Raw genomic sequence first — 15,283 nt, forward strand, 5'->3', positions numbered from 1 at the left:
CCTGCTGCGGCTTGCCTGCCTTGTGTGGAGCACTGCCAGCTTCAACATCCTGCGCTTTGGATGCAACTATGCCAGGCAAGCCCCGGATGACCGTAAAAACTAAGACGACCCTGCAAAAAAAAAAATGCAGTGTTACAATCAATTTGATCTATCGACAAGGAGCGATCAACTATGCAAGCAATCGTAGAAACTGTTTTTGATGCGGTGTATCTGGTATCCGTCATCACCATCGGTATCCTGATGATCCGCGGCTGCAAGGGCAGCCACCAGTTCAAGCTGTTCGGTCTGATGGCTGTCGTTCTGGGTGCCGGCGACTCGTTCCATCTGATTCCCCGTGCTCTGGCTCTATGCACCACGGGTCTTGAAAACTTTACCGTTCCCCTGGGTCTGGGTAAGTGGATCACCGCTGTGACAATGACTGTCTTTTATGTGCTGCTGTACTATGTCTGGCGTGAGCGCTACCGGGTCAAGGGCAGCAATGGCCTGACTGCCGCCGTCTACGGTCTGGCTGCTGTGCGTGTTATCCTGTGCATGATGCCGCAGAACCAGTGGCTGAGCGACGGATCCCCGCTGTCCTGGGGTATTTACCGTAATATTCCTTTTGCACTGATGGGCCTGCTGATCATCGTGCTGTTCTACCGCAGCGCCAAGGAGCATAACGACTCGGCTTTCCGCTGGATGTGGCTGACCATCGTGCTGAGCTTCGGTTTCTACATTCCCGTTGTTCTTTGGGCCAATGCCATCCCCATGATCGGGATGCTGATGATCCCCAAGACCTGCGCCTATGTGTGGACCGTTCTCATCGGCTATTCTGCTATGAAGAAGGAATGTAAGTGATTTGTACACCGTACCGATAAAAAGCAGGGCTGTCACTTATAGCAATTCAATTTTTTAATGCAACAGCAACAACCTTGAATTGCATATCGCAAATATGCTGTTTGAATGTTGCGCTAATTTCTTGACTTGCGATAAAAGAGAGCCGCATCCTGAACGTCCAAGAATAGGCTTGTCAACAAACCTTCAGCGCCCTGCTTTTTGGCAGGGCGCTTTTATATTGCAAAACTTCGTACGTTCTGTTATAATCAAATCGACAACTGATGAGCAAACGAAAGGTTGTAACGAAAGAAGGCGGGACAGATGTATTTCCAATACGGCGAAGCGGAAACGGCGTATCTGAGCGCAAAAGACGAGCGGATGGCGGCGGTCATCGCACAGGCGGGACACATCGAGAGGGAAGTGGATACCGACCTCTTTTCGGCGGTGGTACACCACATCGTCGGCCAGCAGATCTCCACGAAAGCGCAGGCGACCATCTGGAAGCGGATGCGGGACGAGTTCGGCGTGGTGGATGCAGCTGCCGTCCTCGGAGCCGGGGTTGAGAAGCTGCAGAGCTTCGGTATGACCTTCCGAAAGGCTGAATACATTACGGACTTTGCCCGGAAAATCGAGAGCGGAGAATTTGACCTCGAGGGTATCCGGCAGAGGCCGGACGATGAGGCCATCCGGGAGCTGAGCGGCCTGAAAGGCGTCGGTGCCTGGACGGCAGAGATGATATTGCTCTTCTGTATGCAGCGGCCCGACGTGTTCAGCTACGACGACCTTGCCATCCAGCGTGGGCTGCGGATGGTGTACCACCACCGAAAAATCGACCGGAAACTGTTCGAAAAGTACCGCCGCCGGTTCAGTCCCTATTGCAGCGTGGCCAGCCTCTATCTCTGGGCGGCAGCAGGCGGCGCGGTGCCGGGTCTCAAGGACTACGCAACGGCCCAAAAGCCGAAAAGGAAGGGGTGAACCGTCATGACCTATACGATGCATTACGATTCGCCGCTGGGAAAGATACTGCTGGCAGCAGACGAAGAAGGGATGAACGGAGTATGGTTCGAGGCACAGAAGTATTTTGCGGCGAAGCTTCCTCCAGAGCATGAAGAGGGGACAATGCCGGTGCTGGGAGACACCTGCCGCTGGCTGGACGTCTATTTTTCAGGCCGGGAGCCGGACTTTACTCCGAAACTCCATCTTATCGGCTCCGATTTCCGACAGGCGGTGTGGGCGCTGCTACTGCAGATCCCCTACGGACAGACCACGACCTACGGCGCACTGGCAAAACGGCTGGCGGAGATAAACGGCGGAAAGCGCGTCTCCGCGCAGGCCGTGGGCGGCGCGGTGGGGCATAACCCTGTTTCCATCATTGTTCCCTGCCATCGGGTGGTGGGCAGCGACGGCAGCCTGACCGGCTACGCGGGCGGCATCGACAAGAAGATACGCTTGCTGACGCTGGAAAACGCAGAGACGGCAAATCTTTACCGATAACAAAAAGCAGGCCATCCCGGCGGGATGACCTGCTTTTGCTATATGTATCGTTTACTTGTTCTGGATGTACTCGTCGATGGCCTTGGCGGCAGCCTTGCCTGCGCCCATGGCCTTGATGACGGTGGCGGCACCGGTGACGGCGTCACCGCCGGCGTACACGCCCTCGCGGCTGGTCTTGCCCTCATCGCCCTCGGTGACGATGCAGCCGTGCTTGTTGGTCTCGAGGCCCGGCGTGGTGGAGCGGATGAGGGGGTTGGGGCTGGTACCCAGGCTCATGATGACGGTGTCCACGTCCATCGTGAACTCGCTGCCCTTCTTCTCGATGGGGCGGCGGCGGCCGGAAGCATCCGGCTCACCCAGCTCCATCTCGATGCAGGTGATGGCCTTGACGAAGCCGTCCTCATCGGGCAGGATCTCCACGGGGTTGCAGAGGGTCTTGAAGATAATGCCCTCTTCCTCGGCGTGCTCGACCTCTTCCTTACGGGCAGGCAGCTCAGCCATGCCGCGGCGGTAGACGATGTAGACCGTCTCAGCGCCCAGACGCAGGGCGCTGCGGGCAGCGTCCATTGCCACGTTGCCGCCGCCGACGACGGCGACCTTCCTGCCGGTGCGGATGGGGGTCTTGCTGGTGGGCAGATAAGCCTTCATCAGGTTGGAGCGGGTGAGGAACTCGTTGGCGGAGTAGACGCCCTTCAGGCTCTCGCCCGGGATGCCCATGAAGCGGGGCAGGCCGGCACCGGAACCCACGAAGACGGCCTCATAACCGTACTCACCCATCAGCTCGTCGATGGTGAGCACCTTGCCGATGACCATGTTGCACTCGAAATCGACGCCCATCTTCTTGAGGCCGTCGATCTCCTGCTGGACGATGGCCTTGGGCAGACGGAACTCGGGGATGCCGTACATCAGCACGCCGCCGGCCACGTGGAGGGCCTCATAGACTGTGACCTTATAGCCCAGCTTGGCGAGGTCGCCTGCGGCGGTCAGGCCGGCAGGGCCCGCGCCGATGATGGCGACCTTGTGGCCGTTGGACGCAGGCACGACAGGGGCAGTGTGGACATTCTCACGGTGCCAGTCGGCCACGAAGCGCTCCAGACGGCCAATGCCGACGGGCTCGTTCTTGATGCCGCGGGTACACTTGCCCTCGCACTGGCTCTCCTGCGGGCAGACGCGGCCGCAGACGGCGGGCAGGGAAGAGGAACGATTGATGACCTGATAGGCGGCTTCGAAGTCGCCCTCGGCCACATGGCCGATGAACTCGGGGATGTCGATGCCGACGGGGCAGCCGGTCTGGCAGGGTTTGTTCTTGCAGTGGACGCAGCGCTTGGCCTCGTTCACGGCCATCTCGGCGGTGTAGCCCAGAGCCACTTCCTCAAAATTCTTGTTGCGGACGTTGGGGTCCTGGGTGGGCATGGGACACTTTTTGGGGTCCATATTGAAAGCCATTTTACATTCCCTCCTGAGTCTTGAACAGATTGCAGGCCTTTTCCCGGGCCTTGGCCTCAAAGGGGCGGTACATGGTGCCGCGGGCCATTGCCTCGTCGAAATCCACGAGGTCGCCGTCAAAGTCGGGGCCATCCACGCAGGCGAACTTGGTCTCGCCGCCCACGGTCAGGCGGCAGCCGCCGCACATGCCGGTGCCGTCGATCATGATGGGGTTCATGGAGACGATGCTCTTGAGGCCGTGCTTCTGGCAGGTCTTGACCACAAACTTCATCATGATGAGCGGACCGATGGTGATGACCAGGTCGTACTGGTTGCCGGCAGCCACCAGCTCGTCGAGGGCAGCGGTGACGACGCCCTTGGTGCCGTAGCTGCCATCGTCGGTCATGATCCGCAGCTCGTCGCTGCAGGCCTTGAACTCATCCTCGAGGATGAGCAGGTCCTTGCTGCGGAAGCCGACCACGCTGTGGACAACGCAGCCCTGCTCGTGGAGTTCACGGGCGATGGGCAGCGCAATGGCGCAGCCCACGCCGCCGCCGACGACGCAGACCTTCTTCAGGCCTTCCACCTCGGTAGCGCGGCCCAGCGGGCCGACGAAGTCGTGGACGCTCTGCCCCACTTCGAGGCTGTTCAGCTCCATGGTGGTGCCGCCGACGATCTGGAAGATGATGTCCACAGTACCCTTCTCGCGGTCATAGCCTGCGACGGTGAGGGGGATGCGCTCGCTGTCTTCAAACGGGCGCACAATGATAAACTGGCCGGGCTTTGCCTTTTTGGCAATGAGCGGGGCTTCAATGACCATCTTTGTAACGGTGGGGTTCAGCGCCACCTTTTCCGTGATCTTGTACATTGCGTTTGCTCCTTATTCCTATATTCTCCCCTGCATGAAAACACGCCTGTTCCTCGGTGCAGCAGCCCGAAGCGGCAGGCGCGAAAGTTCAGCAACGATTTGACAATCTTAATTATAACGACATTAAGAAAGGAAAGCAATTAAATTTTCTTCGCGTCAGCTGCGGCAAACTTGAACGGCGGCGCAGCTTTGTACGCAGTGGGGAGACGGAAATGTCCCTTTTTTCAAAAAATGCAAATTTGTAGTTGACAAGAGGCGAAAGCTGCGGTATAATAATCGACGTCGCCGGGAACGCCCGGCGCGCCACAATGGATATGCGGCCGTAGCTCATCTGGTAGAGCGCCACCTTGCCAAGGTGGAGGTAGCGAGTTCGAGCCTCGTCGGCCGCTCCATTTTTGTGGAAGTTTAGCTCAGCTGGGAGAGCATCTGCCTTACAAGCAGAGGGTCAGCGGTTCGAGCCCGTTAACTTCCACCATGTGGCCCGGTAGCTCAGTTGGTTAGAGCACCAGCCTGTCACGCTGGGGGTCGTCGGTTCGAGCCCGATCCGGGTCGCTTCGTCGGAATGTCAGCGGCTTGTCGGGCAATCTTGCAAGCAAGATTGCAGTGACAAGCGCTGAAATTCCTCCTCTTCCCCACAAAACCTTGCATTCGCAAGCTTTTGCGGGGACCCCGATTCAGGAGATGGATTCGGGGAAGTGCAGGGATAAATGCACTTTCTATGCCTCTGTAGCTCAGTCGGTAGAGCAGGGGACTGAAAATCCCCGTGTCATTGGTTCGATTCCGATCGGAGGCATCCCTAAACGGTGCAGTGATGTGCCGTATCTGCGGCCGTAGCTCATCTGGTAGAGCGCCACCTTGCCAAGGTGGAGGTAGCGAGTTCGAGCCTCGTCGGCCGCTCCAACATGAAGCCATCGTTTGTGCAGAGATGCACGACGATGGCTTTTTTCAACAGAAACTGCATCAAATGTTGACAATGCAGTGTGCTGAGCCGTATACTGAGACTATCGTGCAACAAACAGAGGCGGGCTGACCGCCTGCGGGAGTTCGGCCCGCGGGCGTTGGCTCGCCTCTGTGCTATGGGAAAGGGAGGGAAAACCAGTGATATTCGGCAAGTACATCAACCGCTATTATCTGCGCCACGCGCCCGCGCTGCTACTGGGCATCCTTGCGCTGCTGATGGTGGACTATATCCAGCTGCTTGTGCCGCAGCTCTATCGTCTGGTCATCAACGGCGTCAACCTTGGACAGGTGGTGGTGAGGGGCGAGACGATGCCTTTCACGAAAGAGGTGCTGTTCCAGCACATCTGCCTGCCCATGATATGGATCGTGCTGTTCATGGTGGTGGGGCGCTTTTTGTGGCGCATCTGCTTCTTCGGCACCAGCATCCGGGTGCAGGCGGATCTGCGGGAGAAGATGTTCGACCACAGCCGCCGTCTGTCCCAGCAGTACTATCAGGTGAACAAGGTCGGCAACCTCATGAGCCTCTACACCAACGACCTCGACACCATCCAGGAGTGCTTCGGCGACGGCATCCTGATGTTCTTTGACGCATTGGTGCTGGGTCTGCTGGCCCTCTACCGGATGTGGTGCATGGACAGACGCATGACCATGCTGGCCCTCATCCCGGCAGCGTTCATGTTTGCCATCGGCACCGTGATGGGCAAGACCATGACCAAAACGTGGGAGAAGCGCCAGCAGGCGTTCTCTGACCTGTCCGACTTTGCGCAGGAGAACTTCTCCGGAATCGCGGTCATCAAGGCGTTTGTCAAGGAGCTCAAAGAGCTCATCGCTTTCCGCAAACTCAACAAAGACAACGAAGAGGTCAACGTAAAGTATACCCGCATCTCGGTATTGCTCGAAGTAATGGTGACCTTCTTCGTGGAGTCGGTCATCTGCGTCATCCTCGGCTACGGCGGCTATCTCGTCTACAAGGGAAATTTCAATGCGGGCCAGCTGGTGGAGTACATCGGCTATTTCGAGGCGATCGTCTGGCCCATCATGGCGATCTCAATGCTCATCGAAAAGACCTCCCGCGGCAAAGCCTCCCTCAACCGCATCACCGAGCTGCTGGATGCACCCATTGATGTGGCCGACCGCGCCGGTGTGCCGGACCTCGAAAACCCCAAGGGCGGCATTGAGTTCCGCAATCTGACCTTCCGCTACCCGGACGGCGAGTTCGATGTGCTGAAAAACATCTCCTTCACGATCCAGCCCGGCGAGAGCGTGGGCATCGTGGGCAAGACCGGCGCAGGCAAGACGGCGCTGGTCGATTTGCTCCTGCGCACTTATAACGTCCCCGACGGCACCCTTTTCGTGGACGGGAAGGACGTCAACGGCGTCTCCATCCACTCGGTGCGACAGGCATGTGCCTATGTCCCGCAGGAGAACTTCCTCTTCTCGGATACCATCGCCCACAACATCGCCTTTGGCGTGGACGATGCTACCCCCGAGGACATTGAACGGGCAGCCAGCCTTGCTGACGTCCGGGATAACATTGTGGACTTCAAGGATGGCTACGAGACTGTCCTGGGCGAGCGCGGCGTCACCGTTTCGGGCGGTCAGAAGCAGCGCATCTCCATCGCCCGCGCCCTGCTGAAAGATGCGCCCATCCTGATCCTCGACGACTCGGTTTCGGCGGTGGATACCAAGACGGAAAAAATCATCCTCGATAACCTCAAGCAGAGCCGTGCAGGCAAGACCACTCTGCTCATCGCGCACCGCATCTCGACGGTGGAGGGACTGGACAAGATCATCTTCCTCGAGGATGGCAGAGTGGAGGCCGTCGGCCCCCACGACCAGCTCTATGCATCCTGCCCGGAGTACCGCAAGATGGTCGATCTGCAGAAGCTTGAAGACGAAGTGGGAGGTGGCAACGCATGATGAGTCTGAATCCGCTTCTTCTCGTGGGCGGCGTCATCGGCACCGTGTCGGTGCTGCTGCTCATCGCCTACGCCTGCGTCAAAGACAAGAAAACGGCTATGGGCTTCGAGCGCAGCATGGCCGACGGCGAGATCCTGCGCCGCCTCTTCGGCTACGCCAAGCCCTACCTCAGGCAGTTCGTCGTCGTGGGCTTTCTCGTCCTCTTCTCCATCTCCTACGACATCGCGTCGCCCCTCATCGTGGGCTACATCGAAGAGCTTGTGGTGGGCGATTTCGAACTGAAAAGCCTCTATGTCAGTGTGGCCGTGTACGCGGGTGTGCTGGTCTTCTCGATGGCCAGCACCTATTTGCAGGCCGTCATTCTGCAGCGTGTGGGCCAGCGCATCATCTCCGATTTGCGTGAAGACCTTTTCAACCACATTGAAAGCCTCTCCCACGGCCAGCTGAACGACATCCCGGTGGGCAAGCTCGTCACCCGCGTGACCAACGACACCAACGCCATCTCGATGATGTTCACAAACCTCTTCGTCAACCTCACCAAGAACGCCTTCGTCATTTTGGGCATTCTGGTGGCGATGCTCTGCCTGAACTACGAGCTGACCCTGATGGTGCTTTGCTTCGTACCCTTCATCCTCCTGTTCACGGTCATCTTCCGCAAGTTCTCCCGCCGCGCCTACCGCAAGGTCAAGGACGCGACCACCGACATCAACACCTACCTCTCCGAGAATCTCTCCGGCATCAAGGTCACCCAGATCTTTGGCCGCGAGGACGAGAAGATGGAGGAGTTCCGCCAGAAGAGCCAGACCCTCGCCAAGGCCACGCAGGAGCAGATCTTCGTCTTCGGCGTCTTCCGTCCGCTGGTGTATATGCTGTATATCAGCTCGATCCTCTGCCTGTTCTATCTCGGCGGCATGGGCCATCTGAACCATGTCACCTTCCTCGGGCAGACCATTTCCAGCGGCACCATCGTCACCTTTTATATGTATATCTCCAAGTTCTTCACCCCCATCCAGAACCTCGCCGAGCAGTTCAACTGGCTGCAGTCGGCGCTGGCGTCGTCGGAGAAGGTCTTCTCCATCATGGACATCCAGCCCCAGATGGTGGACGCCCCCGATGCCGTTGAGCTGGACGAGGTGAAGGGCGACATCGAGTTCCGGGACGTCTGGTTCAGCTACATCCCCGGCGAGTGGGTGCTGCAGGGCGTTTCCTTCCATGTGGAGCCCCGCCAGACCGTGGCCTTCGTCGGCTCCACCGGCTCGGGCAAGAGCACCATCCTCTCCCTCATCTGCCGCAACTACGAGTTCCAGAAGGGCGAGATTTTGATCGACGGCATCGACATCCGCAAAATCAAGATCTCCTCCCTCCGCCGTCACTTCGGCCAGATGCTGCAGGACGTCTTCCTCTTCTCGGGTACTATCCGCAGCAACATCGTCCTGCGGGAGGAGAACATTCCGGACGAAGAAATCATGAAGGTCTGCCGGTATGTCAATGCCGACCACTTCATCAACAAGCTCGAGCACGGTCTCAACGAAGAAGTCCGGGAGCGCGGCAATAACTTCTCGGCGGGCCAGCGCCAGCTGCTCAGCTTTGCCCGCACCATCCTGCATAAGCCCAGCGTCATGATTCTGGACGAGGCCACCGCCAACATCGACACCGAGACGGAGCTTCTGATTCAGGATTCGCTGGAAAAGATGCGCAGCGTCGGCACGATGCTCATCGTGGCACACCGCCTCTCCACCATCCAGCACGCAGATAACATCATCGTGCTGTCGCGCGGCAAGATCTTGGAGCAGGGAACTCACCAGCAGCTTCTCGCCGCACATGGCCGATATTATCAGCTGTACACGCTGCAATACCACAAAGAACAAATGGATAAACAGTAAAGCAAAAGCAGGTGCATCCAGCGGATGCGCCTGCTTTTTTGCATAGGCTCAATATTGATACGGCACGATGTCCGGCTGGTCGGGGCGGTGCTCGCCGATGACTTTTTCCATCCAGATCATGTCGTACCAGCGCCCGAACTTATAGCCGCAGTTGTGGAAGGTACCGGCCAGTGTGAAGCCCAGATGTTCGTGGAACTGGGCGCTGTTTTTGGTGAGGTATTCGTCCTCCACCTGCGGGTAGCCGATGCAGGCGTAGAGGTTGAGGGCACCCATGGCCTTGAGCCGGTCGGCCAGCGCCTCATAGAGGGCGCGGCCCAGTCCGCCGCGCCTGGCGTCGTGGTCGAGGTAGATGGTCAGCTCTGCGGCCCAGTCGTAGGCGGCACGTCCCACAAAAGCGTGGGCATAGGCGTAGCCCTCGATGCGGCCATCCCGCTCGATGACGAGGTAGGGGTATTTTTTCATGATGTCCCGCATCCGGCCCTCGAACTCGGCAAGCGACGGCACATCGTACTCGAAAGTGATGACCGTGTGTTCGACGTAGTAGGCGTAGATTTCCAGAATGCGGGGTGCGTCGGCCAATGTGGCGTTGCGGATGGTAATATTCTGCATTGTCTTTTACCTCTGTAAAGAATGGCTGGCACCTGCCCTCGTAAGCGAGGCCCGGCCTTTTATGGTAGTGTGTGCTTTTGGCAGGCAGTACAAAGTGACCCGACTTGCCAAGGGCTCCCCTGATAGGGGAGCTGTCTGCGAAGCAGACTGAGAGGTTAGAACATCGTAATGATAAGCGCACACAGCGGCAGGAACACGATGCTGAGCAGGGTGGTCAGCACGACGCTGCCGGCGGCAAACTGCTCATCGTGGTGGAACTGGACGGCGAACACCGAGGTGATGGATGCAGCCGGGCAGCATTCCAGCAGCAGGATGACCTGCGTGACCATGCCGTAGCGGAAGAGCCCCAGCGCGGCGAAAGCTGCGATGGTCAGCACCGGAATGAAAAGCATCCGGACCACGGTAAGCTTCCAGATGTGCTGATCGGTGAGGGTGCGGTGCAGGTCGCCCGAGGCGATGAGCATACCGGTGATGAGCATGGAGAGGGGAGTGTTCATGTCGCCCAGAAGCTCCATGGGCTGGACGATGAGGTCGGGCAGCGGGATCTGGAGCAGGTAGAGGACGAGACCCACGACGATGGCGTAGATGGCCGGGCAGTGCAGCAGGCTCTGGGCGACCTTTTTGGGGTCGGAGCTGCCGCTGACCATGCTGTAGCCCACCGTCCAGAGCAGGAGATTGAACATGGTGAAGAAGGCGCTGGCATAAAGCAGGCCCTCGGAGCCGAAGAGTGCCGAAATGAGGGGCAGGCCCATGTAGCCCGCATTGGAGAAAACACAGGCGAACCGGAAGATGGGCGTCCGGCTGTCCCTGCTGCGGGCCGTGAACAGCAGGGTGATGATGAGTCCCAGCAGGATGGACAGGGTGCTCAGGGCGAACGCGGCCATGAGGTTGTGCAGAATTTCAGCGCTGAACTCCATGCGGTAGGAGTTGATGATCATGGCCGGGACGACGAGGTTGACCAGCAGGTTCGAGAGGGTCTGCTTGCCCTCGGGGCGGAGCAGGCCGGTCTTGGCACCAAGAGCCCCCAGCCCGATGAGGATGAACAGTTCCGCCACCTGCTGGGCGGTGATGACAGCGAGGTCCATAATAAGATCCTTTCCTTACAGGATGACGTTCTTGATGAGCAGCGAAACACTGCCGTCCTCGGCGTGGAGAAATTCCACCGCAGAATCCTCAGAGAGGATCTCGGTAGGGATCTTTACCTCGATGCCGCTGGCGGTGTGGATGCTGCGGCTCTCCATCCGGCGGATGCGGGCGGGGGAGACAGTGACGGGCTGCTGGGCCTGCGCCGGCTCGAGGACGTCGCTTTTCTCCACATAGTCGTCGAAGGGGACAGCCGCCAGCGGGTATTCCTCAGCAAGCTGCCGGCGCACCTGCTCGACCGTCACCTTGTTGTCGTTGTCAGCGGCCTGATTGGCAATGAGCATGGCCACCTGTGCCTCCACATGGGGCTCATCCTGATAGTTCTCCTGCACGGCCTGGACGGCGGCGTCCTGAATGGCCTGCAGCTTTTTCTTTTCCGGCTCGGCGGTGGTGTACTGGAAAACGACGGTGGAGAGGTAAAACTCCTTGTGGCCGTCGATGTCGAACTTTTTCTCCAGCAGCTTCATGGAGTAGTCGGTCAGGTCCACCAGTGCGCCTTCCTCCACCTTGCCGCTCTGGGTGGGCAGGCAGGCCCGCTGCTGGATGATGGAGTTGACCGGCGCACCGTCTACGCTCTCGGTGTAGTGGGTGTAGCCGTTTTTATAGTTGAGCTTGAGGATGCCCAGCCACGGCTGGCCGTCTCGGGTGAAGTCCACCACGGCGAGGTCGGCCCCCGGAATGGTGGTATGAGCGTGCATATAGTCGAACAGGACGCCCGCAATGCGGCAGGACAGGTCGATAAAGTCCTTGTTCTGTTCCAGCTCGTACCGAAATGCCGAGTCCGGCAGGGGGCGGCACTGGCGGATGTCGTCGCTGGCAAGCAGCTTTTCGATGTGGTATTGCAGATAGGCCGTCTTTTCGGCTGTCATCTCCATGCAGCTGCCGCTGAGCACGGGGGCATCCAGCGTGGTATCCAGAACGTGGAGAATGGCCTGATGTACGATGATCTCCATAGGTGAACCTCTTTTTTGTATACAAGAAATCTCAAATCACCTGTCAGTATAACACAACCCGGCCCAAAAGGCGAGAATGACTTGAAGCTCTGTGGCAGAAATGTTATACTTGGCCCAGAAACACCTATTATATAGGGCAAAAGAAGGGAGACTTCCGGTATGGAATTTCGGGAAAAGCCGATGCAGAACCTCATCCGCATCAAGGAGAAGGAGATCTGCAAGAATGTGCAGGCGCTTTTGCTGGACGGCGAAAGCATCGTGGGCGCATACAAGACGGTGCGCGATCAAGCCGTTTTTACGAGCCACCGCATTTTCATGGTGGATATGCAGGGCGTTACCGGCACCCGGCAGGAGATCTTCGTCCTGCCCTACCGGAAGATCGTCCACTTCGGCATCCAGACGGCAGGCTTCGGCGACCCATTGCAGACTTCGGAACTGACGGTTTGCTACGCCGACGAGCACGAGATGAAGTTCGGCTTCATCGGGCAGGAAGAGCTGCTGGCTGTGGCGCAGGCCATCAGCCGGTGCATCCTGTAAAATAAAAATGCAACAAAACGGGACAGCCCTGCTCTGAGATGTGCCAGAGCAGGGCTGTCCCGTTTTGCTGTGATGATGAATAATGAAGAATAGATGATGGCGTTTTCAGCAGGCGCGGCCAGCCTCGAGCATATAGCGCAGGAAGCCGGTGACATCAGCGGGGTCGCTCACGCTGATGCTGAAGCCCTTCTTGGGAGCGTCCAGGGTCTGGAAGATGGCGGAAGCCTCGTTGTCCTTCTTGAGGTCGCAGGTGGAGCCATTGTCCAGGTGCAGGATGACGCTGCCGCGGCTTGCGGCGACCTGTTTCATGAAGCGGTTTTTATCAAAATATTCGATGCGAAGCATAATAAATACCTCCGTGTTCGGTAAAGTGTGTAAGACTTCTGTAAAAGCCTTGTGGGTCGGGGTGCGGGCGGCATCGCGGCCTTGGAGCTGTGGGACAGTGCGCAAGACCCTTGGAAGTGGGTTGTATCTGCCCCGTTTCAGTGCTATACTGAGCTTATCAGCTCCGATGAAATAATACCACGAAACCGGCACAAATGATAGAACAAAAACACATACTTTGTACAACAAAATCGGCTTTGATAAAAAATCTTCAATGTATTGGGGAAAGGAATTGGCGAATATGGCACTAAATATCAGCTCCAACATCGTCGCCAGCGAAAAGGGCAGGGAACTTGTGCAGCACGGCAGCGCGCTGTTTCCCATCGCCTGCTATGCCGAGGATCTGTCCAGCTATTCGGTGGCGTGGCACTGGCACGAAGAGTTTGAATATGTGCTCTGCACGAAGGGACCGCTCCATGTGGACGTCAACAAGACCCGCCTCACCTTGCAGACCGGGCAGGGAGTGTTCATCAACTCGGGCGTCCTCCACGCGGTGGAGCAGGCACCGGAAGGCACAGCCCTGCTCCACTCGGGCGTGTTCCATCCGCGCCTTGTGGGCGGCATGGATACCATCTTCTGGCAGAAGCTCATCCGCCCCATGACCCAGCCCGACGCCCCGCCATTTTTCCTTCTGGATGGGTTGGTGCCGTGGCAGAAACAGGTGCTGGACTGTCTGCACGAGAGCTGGAAAGCCGTGTCGGATGAGCCATTCGACTACGAGAACCGGGTGCGCTACTACCTCTCGCTGGCCCTGCGGCTGCTGAGCACCCAGTGCGTGGGCGGGCGGACGAAAGTCTCCCAGCAGGAGCAGATCGCCTCCGAGCGGATGAAGCAGATGCTCCGCTTCGTGGAGGAACACTACGCGGAAGAGCTGACAGTCCAGCTCATCGCGGGCAGCGTGGCCCTCAGCGAGAGCGCCTGTCTGCGCAGTTTCAGGCAGATGCTGGGCATCACGCCCATCCAGTACGTCAAGCAGTACCGGGTGGAAAAGGCCGCTGAGCTGCTTCGCTCCACCCGGCTCAAGACCGGCGAGATCGGCGCGGAGTGCGGCTTCACCGATGGCAGCTACTTTATCAAGATCTTCCGGGAGATAAAACACTGCACTCCCAAAGAATACCGTATGAAATTTTGTTGAGATGTGAAAAAAGGAGAAATCTACCCCGTGCAGAGTACATTGACATCCGGCCCCATCACCGGCAGCATCCTGCTGGGCCTCTGCATCCTGATGGTGCAGGGCCTCGTGAACAGCTTCGGCATTGGTTACTATCTGGTGAAACATAGAAAGGAGACACTATGAAGATCGAGCACATCGCCCTGTACGTCAACGACCTCGAAGCCGCAAAGGACTTCTTTGTGCGCTATTTTGACGCCGTGCCGAATGCGGGCTACCACAACCCGAGGACGGACTTCCGCTCCTACTTTCTCACTTTCGCGGACGGCGCACGCCTGGAGCTGATGAACAAACCCGGGATGTCCGACGAGCCGAAGCCTGCCGCCCGCACCGGATACGCGCACATCGCGTTCAGCGTCGGCAGTCGGGAGAAGGTGGATGCGCTGACGGCTCGCCTCAAGGCCGACGGCCTCGAAGTCCTCAGCGGCCCCCGCACCACCGGAGACGGCTATTATGAAAGCTGTGTCCTTGCGGTGGAAGGAAATCAGATCGAGATCACGGTGTAACACAAAAGAGCAGAGCCTGCGGTGAAAACCCGCAGGTCTCTGCTCTTTTTATTTGCATATCAGCCCAGAAGCACCACGATGCCCGCCACGGCCAGCGAGATGATGAGGAACATATTTTCTGGGCCGAATATAGCACAGGGGCCGGGAAAAACTACAAAAAGCCCGAAATACACGACGAAAATATTGTATTGGTTGCGCAACGACCTGTGAAAGAAATGAGAAAACTAAAACTTTTTAGATAAAACCATTGACAATCCCGGACGGCCGAGTATAATGACCTTGTTGAATCACTCAAAACGTTTAACTAAACAACCTGAGATGATTCGTCCGTATCAGACACAATATCACAACACATACAAGATAAAAGGAGAAGATCACCATGACTTTTGAGGATATGAAGAAGATCGTCGTTGACACCCTGAACTGCGAGGAGGAGAAGGTCACGATGGAGGCCAGCCTGACCGAGGACCTCGAGGCCGACAGCCTGGACGCTGTGGAGCTGAACATGGCTCTGGAGGATGCCTTCGGTGTCTCCATCCCCGACGAGGAGCTGGCCAACATGAAGACCGTCGGCGACATCTTCAACTACCTGACCGCACACGCTGAGGCATAAC

16 protein-coding genes and 5 tRNA genes are annotated in these 15,283 nt (G+C 57.9%); 15 read left to right on the plus strand and 6 right to left on the minus strand.

Annotated elements, in window-relative coordinates; genetic code table 11:
* Positions 1 to 171: 171 nt before the first annotated feature.
* The 3 genes from F3G95_RS08440 (at position 172) to F3G95_RS08450 (ending at position 2,310) form a co-directional block, all read left to right on the plus strand.
* On the plus strand, positions 172 to 837 hold the full coding sequence (locus F3G95_RS08440; RefSeq protein ID WP_149794597.1) for a hypothetical protein: 666 nt from the start codon (positions 172 to 174) through the stop codon (positions 835 to 837).
* A gap of 300 nt (positions 838 to 1,137) precedes the next feature.
* The gene (locus tag F3G95_RS08445; RefSeq protein ID WP_149794598.1) at positions 1,138 to 1,791 is read left to right on the plus strand and encodes a DNA-3-methyladenine glycosylase; all 654 of its coding nucleotides are present in this window, start codon (positions 1,138 to 1,140) and stop codon (positions 1,789 to 1,791) included.
* A 6-nt stretch (positions 1,792 to 1,797) separates the two neighbouring features.
* The gene (locus F3G95_RS08450; protein WP_149794599.1) at positions 1,798 to 2,310 is read left to right on the plus strand and encodes a methylated-DNA--[protein]-cysteine S-methyltransferase; all 513 of its coding nucleotides are present in this window, start codon (positions 1,798 to 1,800) and stop codon (positions 2,308 to 2,310) included.
* A 51-nt stretch (positions 2,311 to 2,361) separates the two neighbouring features.
* On the opposite strand, the gene gltA is transcribed toward F3G95_RS08450, so the two are convergent.
* Both gltA and F3G95_RS08460 read right to left on the minus strand, forming a co-directional pair.
* Entirely contained in the window at positions 2,362 to 3,756 is a 1,395-nt protein-coding gene (gene gltA / locus F3G95_RS08455) for an NADPH-dependent glutamate synthase (RefSeq protein WP_149794600.1), read from the minus strand.
* A 1-nt stretch (position 3,757) separates the two neighbouring features.
* Complete coding sequence (locus F3G95_RS08460; protein WP_015565127.1) at positions 3,758 to 4,603, minus strand: sulfide/dihydroorotate dehydrogenase-like FAD/NAD-binding protein; 846 nt, start codon at positions 4,601 to 4,603, stop codon at positions 3,758 to 3,760.
* 316 nt (positions 4,604 to 4,919) lie between these two features.
* On the opposite strand from F3G95_RS08460, the gene F3G95_RS08465 reads away from it, so the two are divergent.
* The 7 genes from F3G95_RS08465 to F3G95_RS08495 all read left to right on the plus strand — a co-directional run bounded on the left by F3G95_RS08465 (position 4,920) and on the right by F3G95_RS08495 (position 9,366).
* A tRNA-Gly gene (locus F3G95_RS08465) sits at positions 4,920 to 4,995 on the plus strand.
* A gap of 7 nt (positions 4,996 to 5,002) precedes the next feature.
* Positions 5,003 to 5,078 (plus strand) — tRNA-Val (locus tag F3G95_RS08470).
* 3 nt (positions 5,079 to 5,081) lie between these two features.
* Positions 5,082 to 5,155: transfer RNA gene (locus F3G95_RS08475), tRNA-Asp, on the plus strand.
* A 168-nt stretch (positions 5,156 to 5,323) separates the two neighbouring features.
* Positions 5,324 to 5,396, plus strand: a tRNA-Phe gene (locus tag F3G95_RS08480).
* Positions 5,397 to 5,427: 31 nt separating this feature from the next.
* Positions 5,428 to 5,503: transfer RNA gene (locus tag F3G95_RS08485), tRNA-Gly, on the plus strand.
* A 198-nt stretch (positions 5,504 to 5,701) separates the two neighbouring features.
* Entirely contained in the window at positions 5,702 to 7,483 is a 1,782-nt protein-coding gene (locus F3G95_RS08490) for an ABC transporter ATP-binding protein (protein ID WP_149794601.1), read from the plus strand.
* Positions 7,480 to 9,366 (plus strand): ABC transporter ATP-binding protein, encoded by a 1,887-nt coding sequence (locus F3G95_RS08495; RefSeq protein WP_149794602.1) that lies wholly within the window; start codon positions 7,480 to 7,482, stop codon positions 9,364 to 9,366. Before F3G95_RS08490 ends, F3G95_RS08495 begins: the two co-directional genes overlap by 4 nt.
* Before the next feature lie 48 nt (positions 9,367 to 9,414).
* Here F3G95_RS08495 and F3G95_RS08500 read toward each other — a convergent pair whose 3' ends face one another.
* From F3G95_RS08500 to F3G95_RS08510, 3 genes are all read right to left on the minus strand, one after another.
* Positions 9,415 to 9,975, minus strand: coding sequence for a GNAT family N-acetyltransferase (locus F3G95_RS08500; RefSeq protein WP_149794603.1), 561 nt, complete (start codon positions 9,973 to 9,975; stop codon positions 9,415 to 9,417).
* Positions 9,976 to 10,130: 155 nt separating this feature from the next.
* A complete protein-coding gene (locus F3G95_RS08505) occupies positions 10,131 to 11,060 on the minus strand; it encodes an AEC family transporter (RefSeq protein WP_149794604.1) in 930 nt (309 codons plus the stop codon).
* 15 nt (positions 11,061 to 11,075) lie between these two features.
* Entirely contained in the window at positions 11,076 to 12,071 is a 996-nt protein-coding gene (locus F3G95_RS08510; protein WP_015565123.1) for a nucleoid-associated protein, read from the minus strand.
* 159 nt (positions 12,072 to 12,230) lie between these two features.
* Here F3G95_RS08510 and F3G95_RS08515 point away from each other — a divergent pair, with 159 nt between their 5' ends.
* Positions 12,231 to 12,608 carry a PH domain-containing protein gene (locus F3G95_RS08515; protein WP_015565122.1) on the plus strand — a complete coding sequence of 126 codons (378 nt, stop codon included), beginning with the start codon at positions 12,231 to 12,233 and terminating at the stop codon, positions 12,606 to 12,608.
* A 105-nt stretch (positions 12,609 to 12,713) separates the two neighbouring features.
* Here the strand turns inward: F3G95_RS08515 and F3G95_RS08520 are convergent, their stop codons facing one another.
* Positions 12,714 to 12,953: a hypothetical protein gene (locus F3G95_RS08520; protein ID WP_149794605.1), complete on the minus strand. Its 240-nt coding sequence runs from the start codon at positions 12,951 to 12,953 to the stop codon at positions 12,714 to 12,716.
* Positions 12,954 to 13,233: 280 nt separating this feature from the next.
* Between F3G95_RS08520 and F3G95_RS08525 the strand changes: the two genes are divergently transcribed.
* The 4 genes from F3G95_RS08525 to acpP all read left to right on the plus strand — a co-directional run bounded on the left by F3G95_RS08525 (position 13,234) and on the right by acpP (position 15,282).
* Positions 13,234 to 14,127, plus strand: coding sequence for an AraC family transcriptional regulator (locus F3G95_RS08525; RefSeq protein ID WP_188117535.1), 894 nt, complete (start codon positions 13,234 to 13,236; stop codon positions 14,125 to 14,127).
* A 27-nt stretch (positions 14,128 to 14,154) separates the two neighbouring features.
* The gene (locus F3G95_RS14060) at positions 14,155 to 14,289 is read left to right on the plus strand and encodes a hypothetical protein (RefSeq protein WP_279240234.1); all 135 of its coding nucleotides are present in this window, start codon (positions 14,155 to 14,157) and stop codon (positions 14,287 to 14,289) included.
* Positions 14,286 to 14,669, plus strand: coding sequence for a VOC family protein (locus F3G95_RS08530; protein WP_149794607.1), 384 nt, complete (start codon positions 14,286 to 14,288; stop codon positions 14,667 to 14,669). Before F3G95_RS14060 ends, F3G95_RS08530 begins: the two co-directional genes overlap by 4 nt.
* Positions 14,670 to 15,048: 379 nt before the next feature.
* On the plus strand, positions 15,049 to 15,282 hold the full coding sequence (acpP, locus tag F3G95_RS08535) for an acyl carrier protein (RefSeq protein ID WP_149794608.1): 234 nt from the start codon (positions 15,049 to 15,051) through the stop codon (positions 15,280 to 15,282).
* The last annotated feature ends 1 nt before the right edge of the window (position 15,283 follow it).

The organism is Faecalibacterium sp. Marseille-P9312, from assembly GCF_902497445.1.
In the GTDB taxonomy this organism is placed as follows: Bacteria; Bacillota; Clostridia; order Oscillospirales; family Ruminococcaceae; genus Faecalibacterium; species Faecalibacterium longum.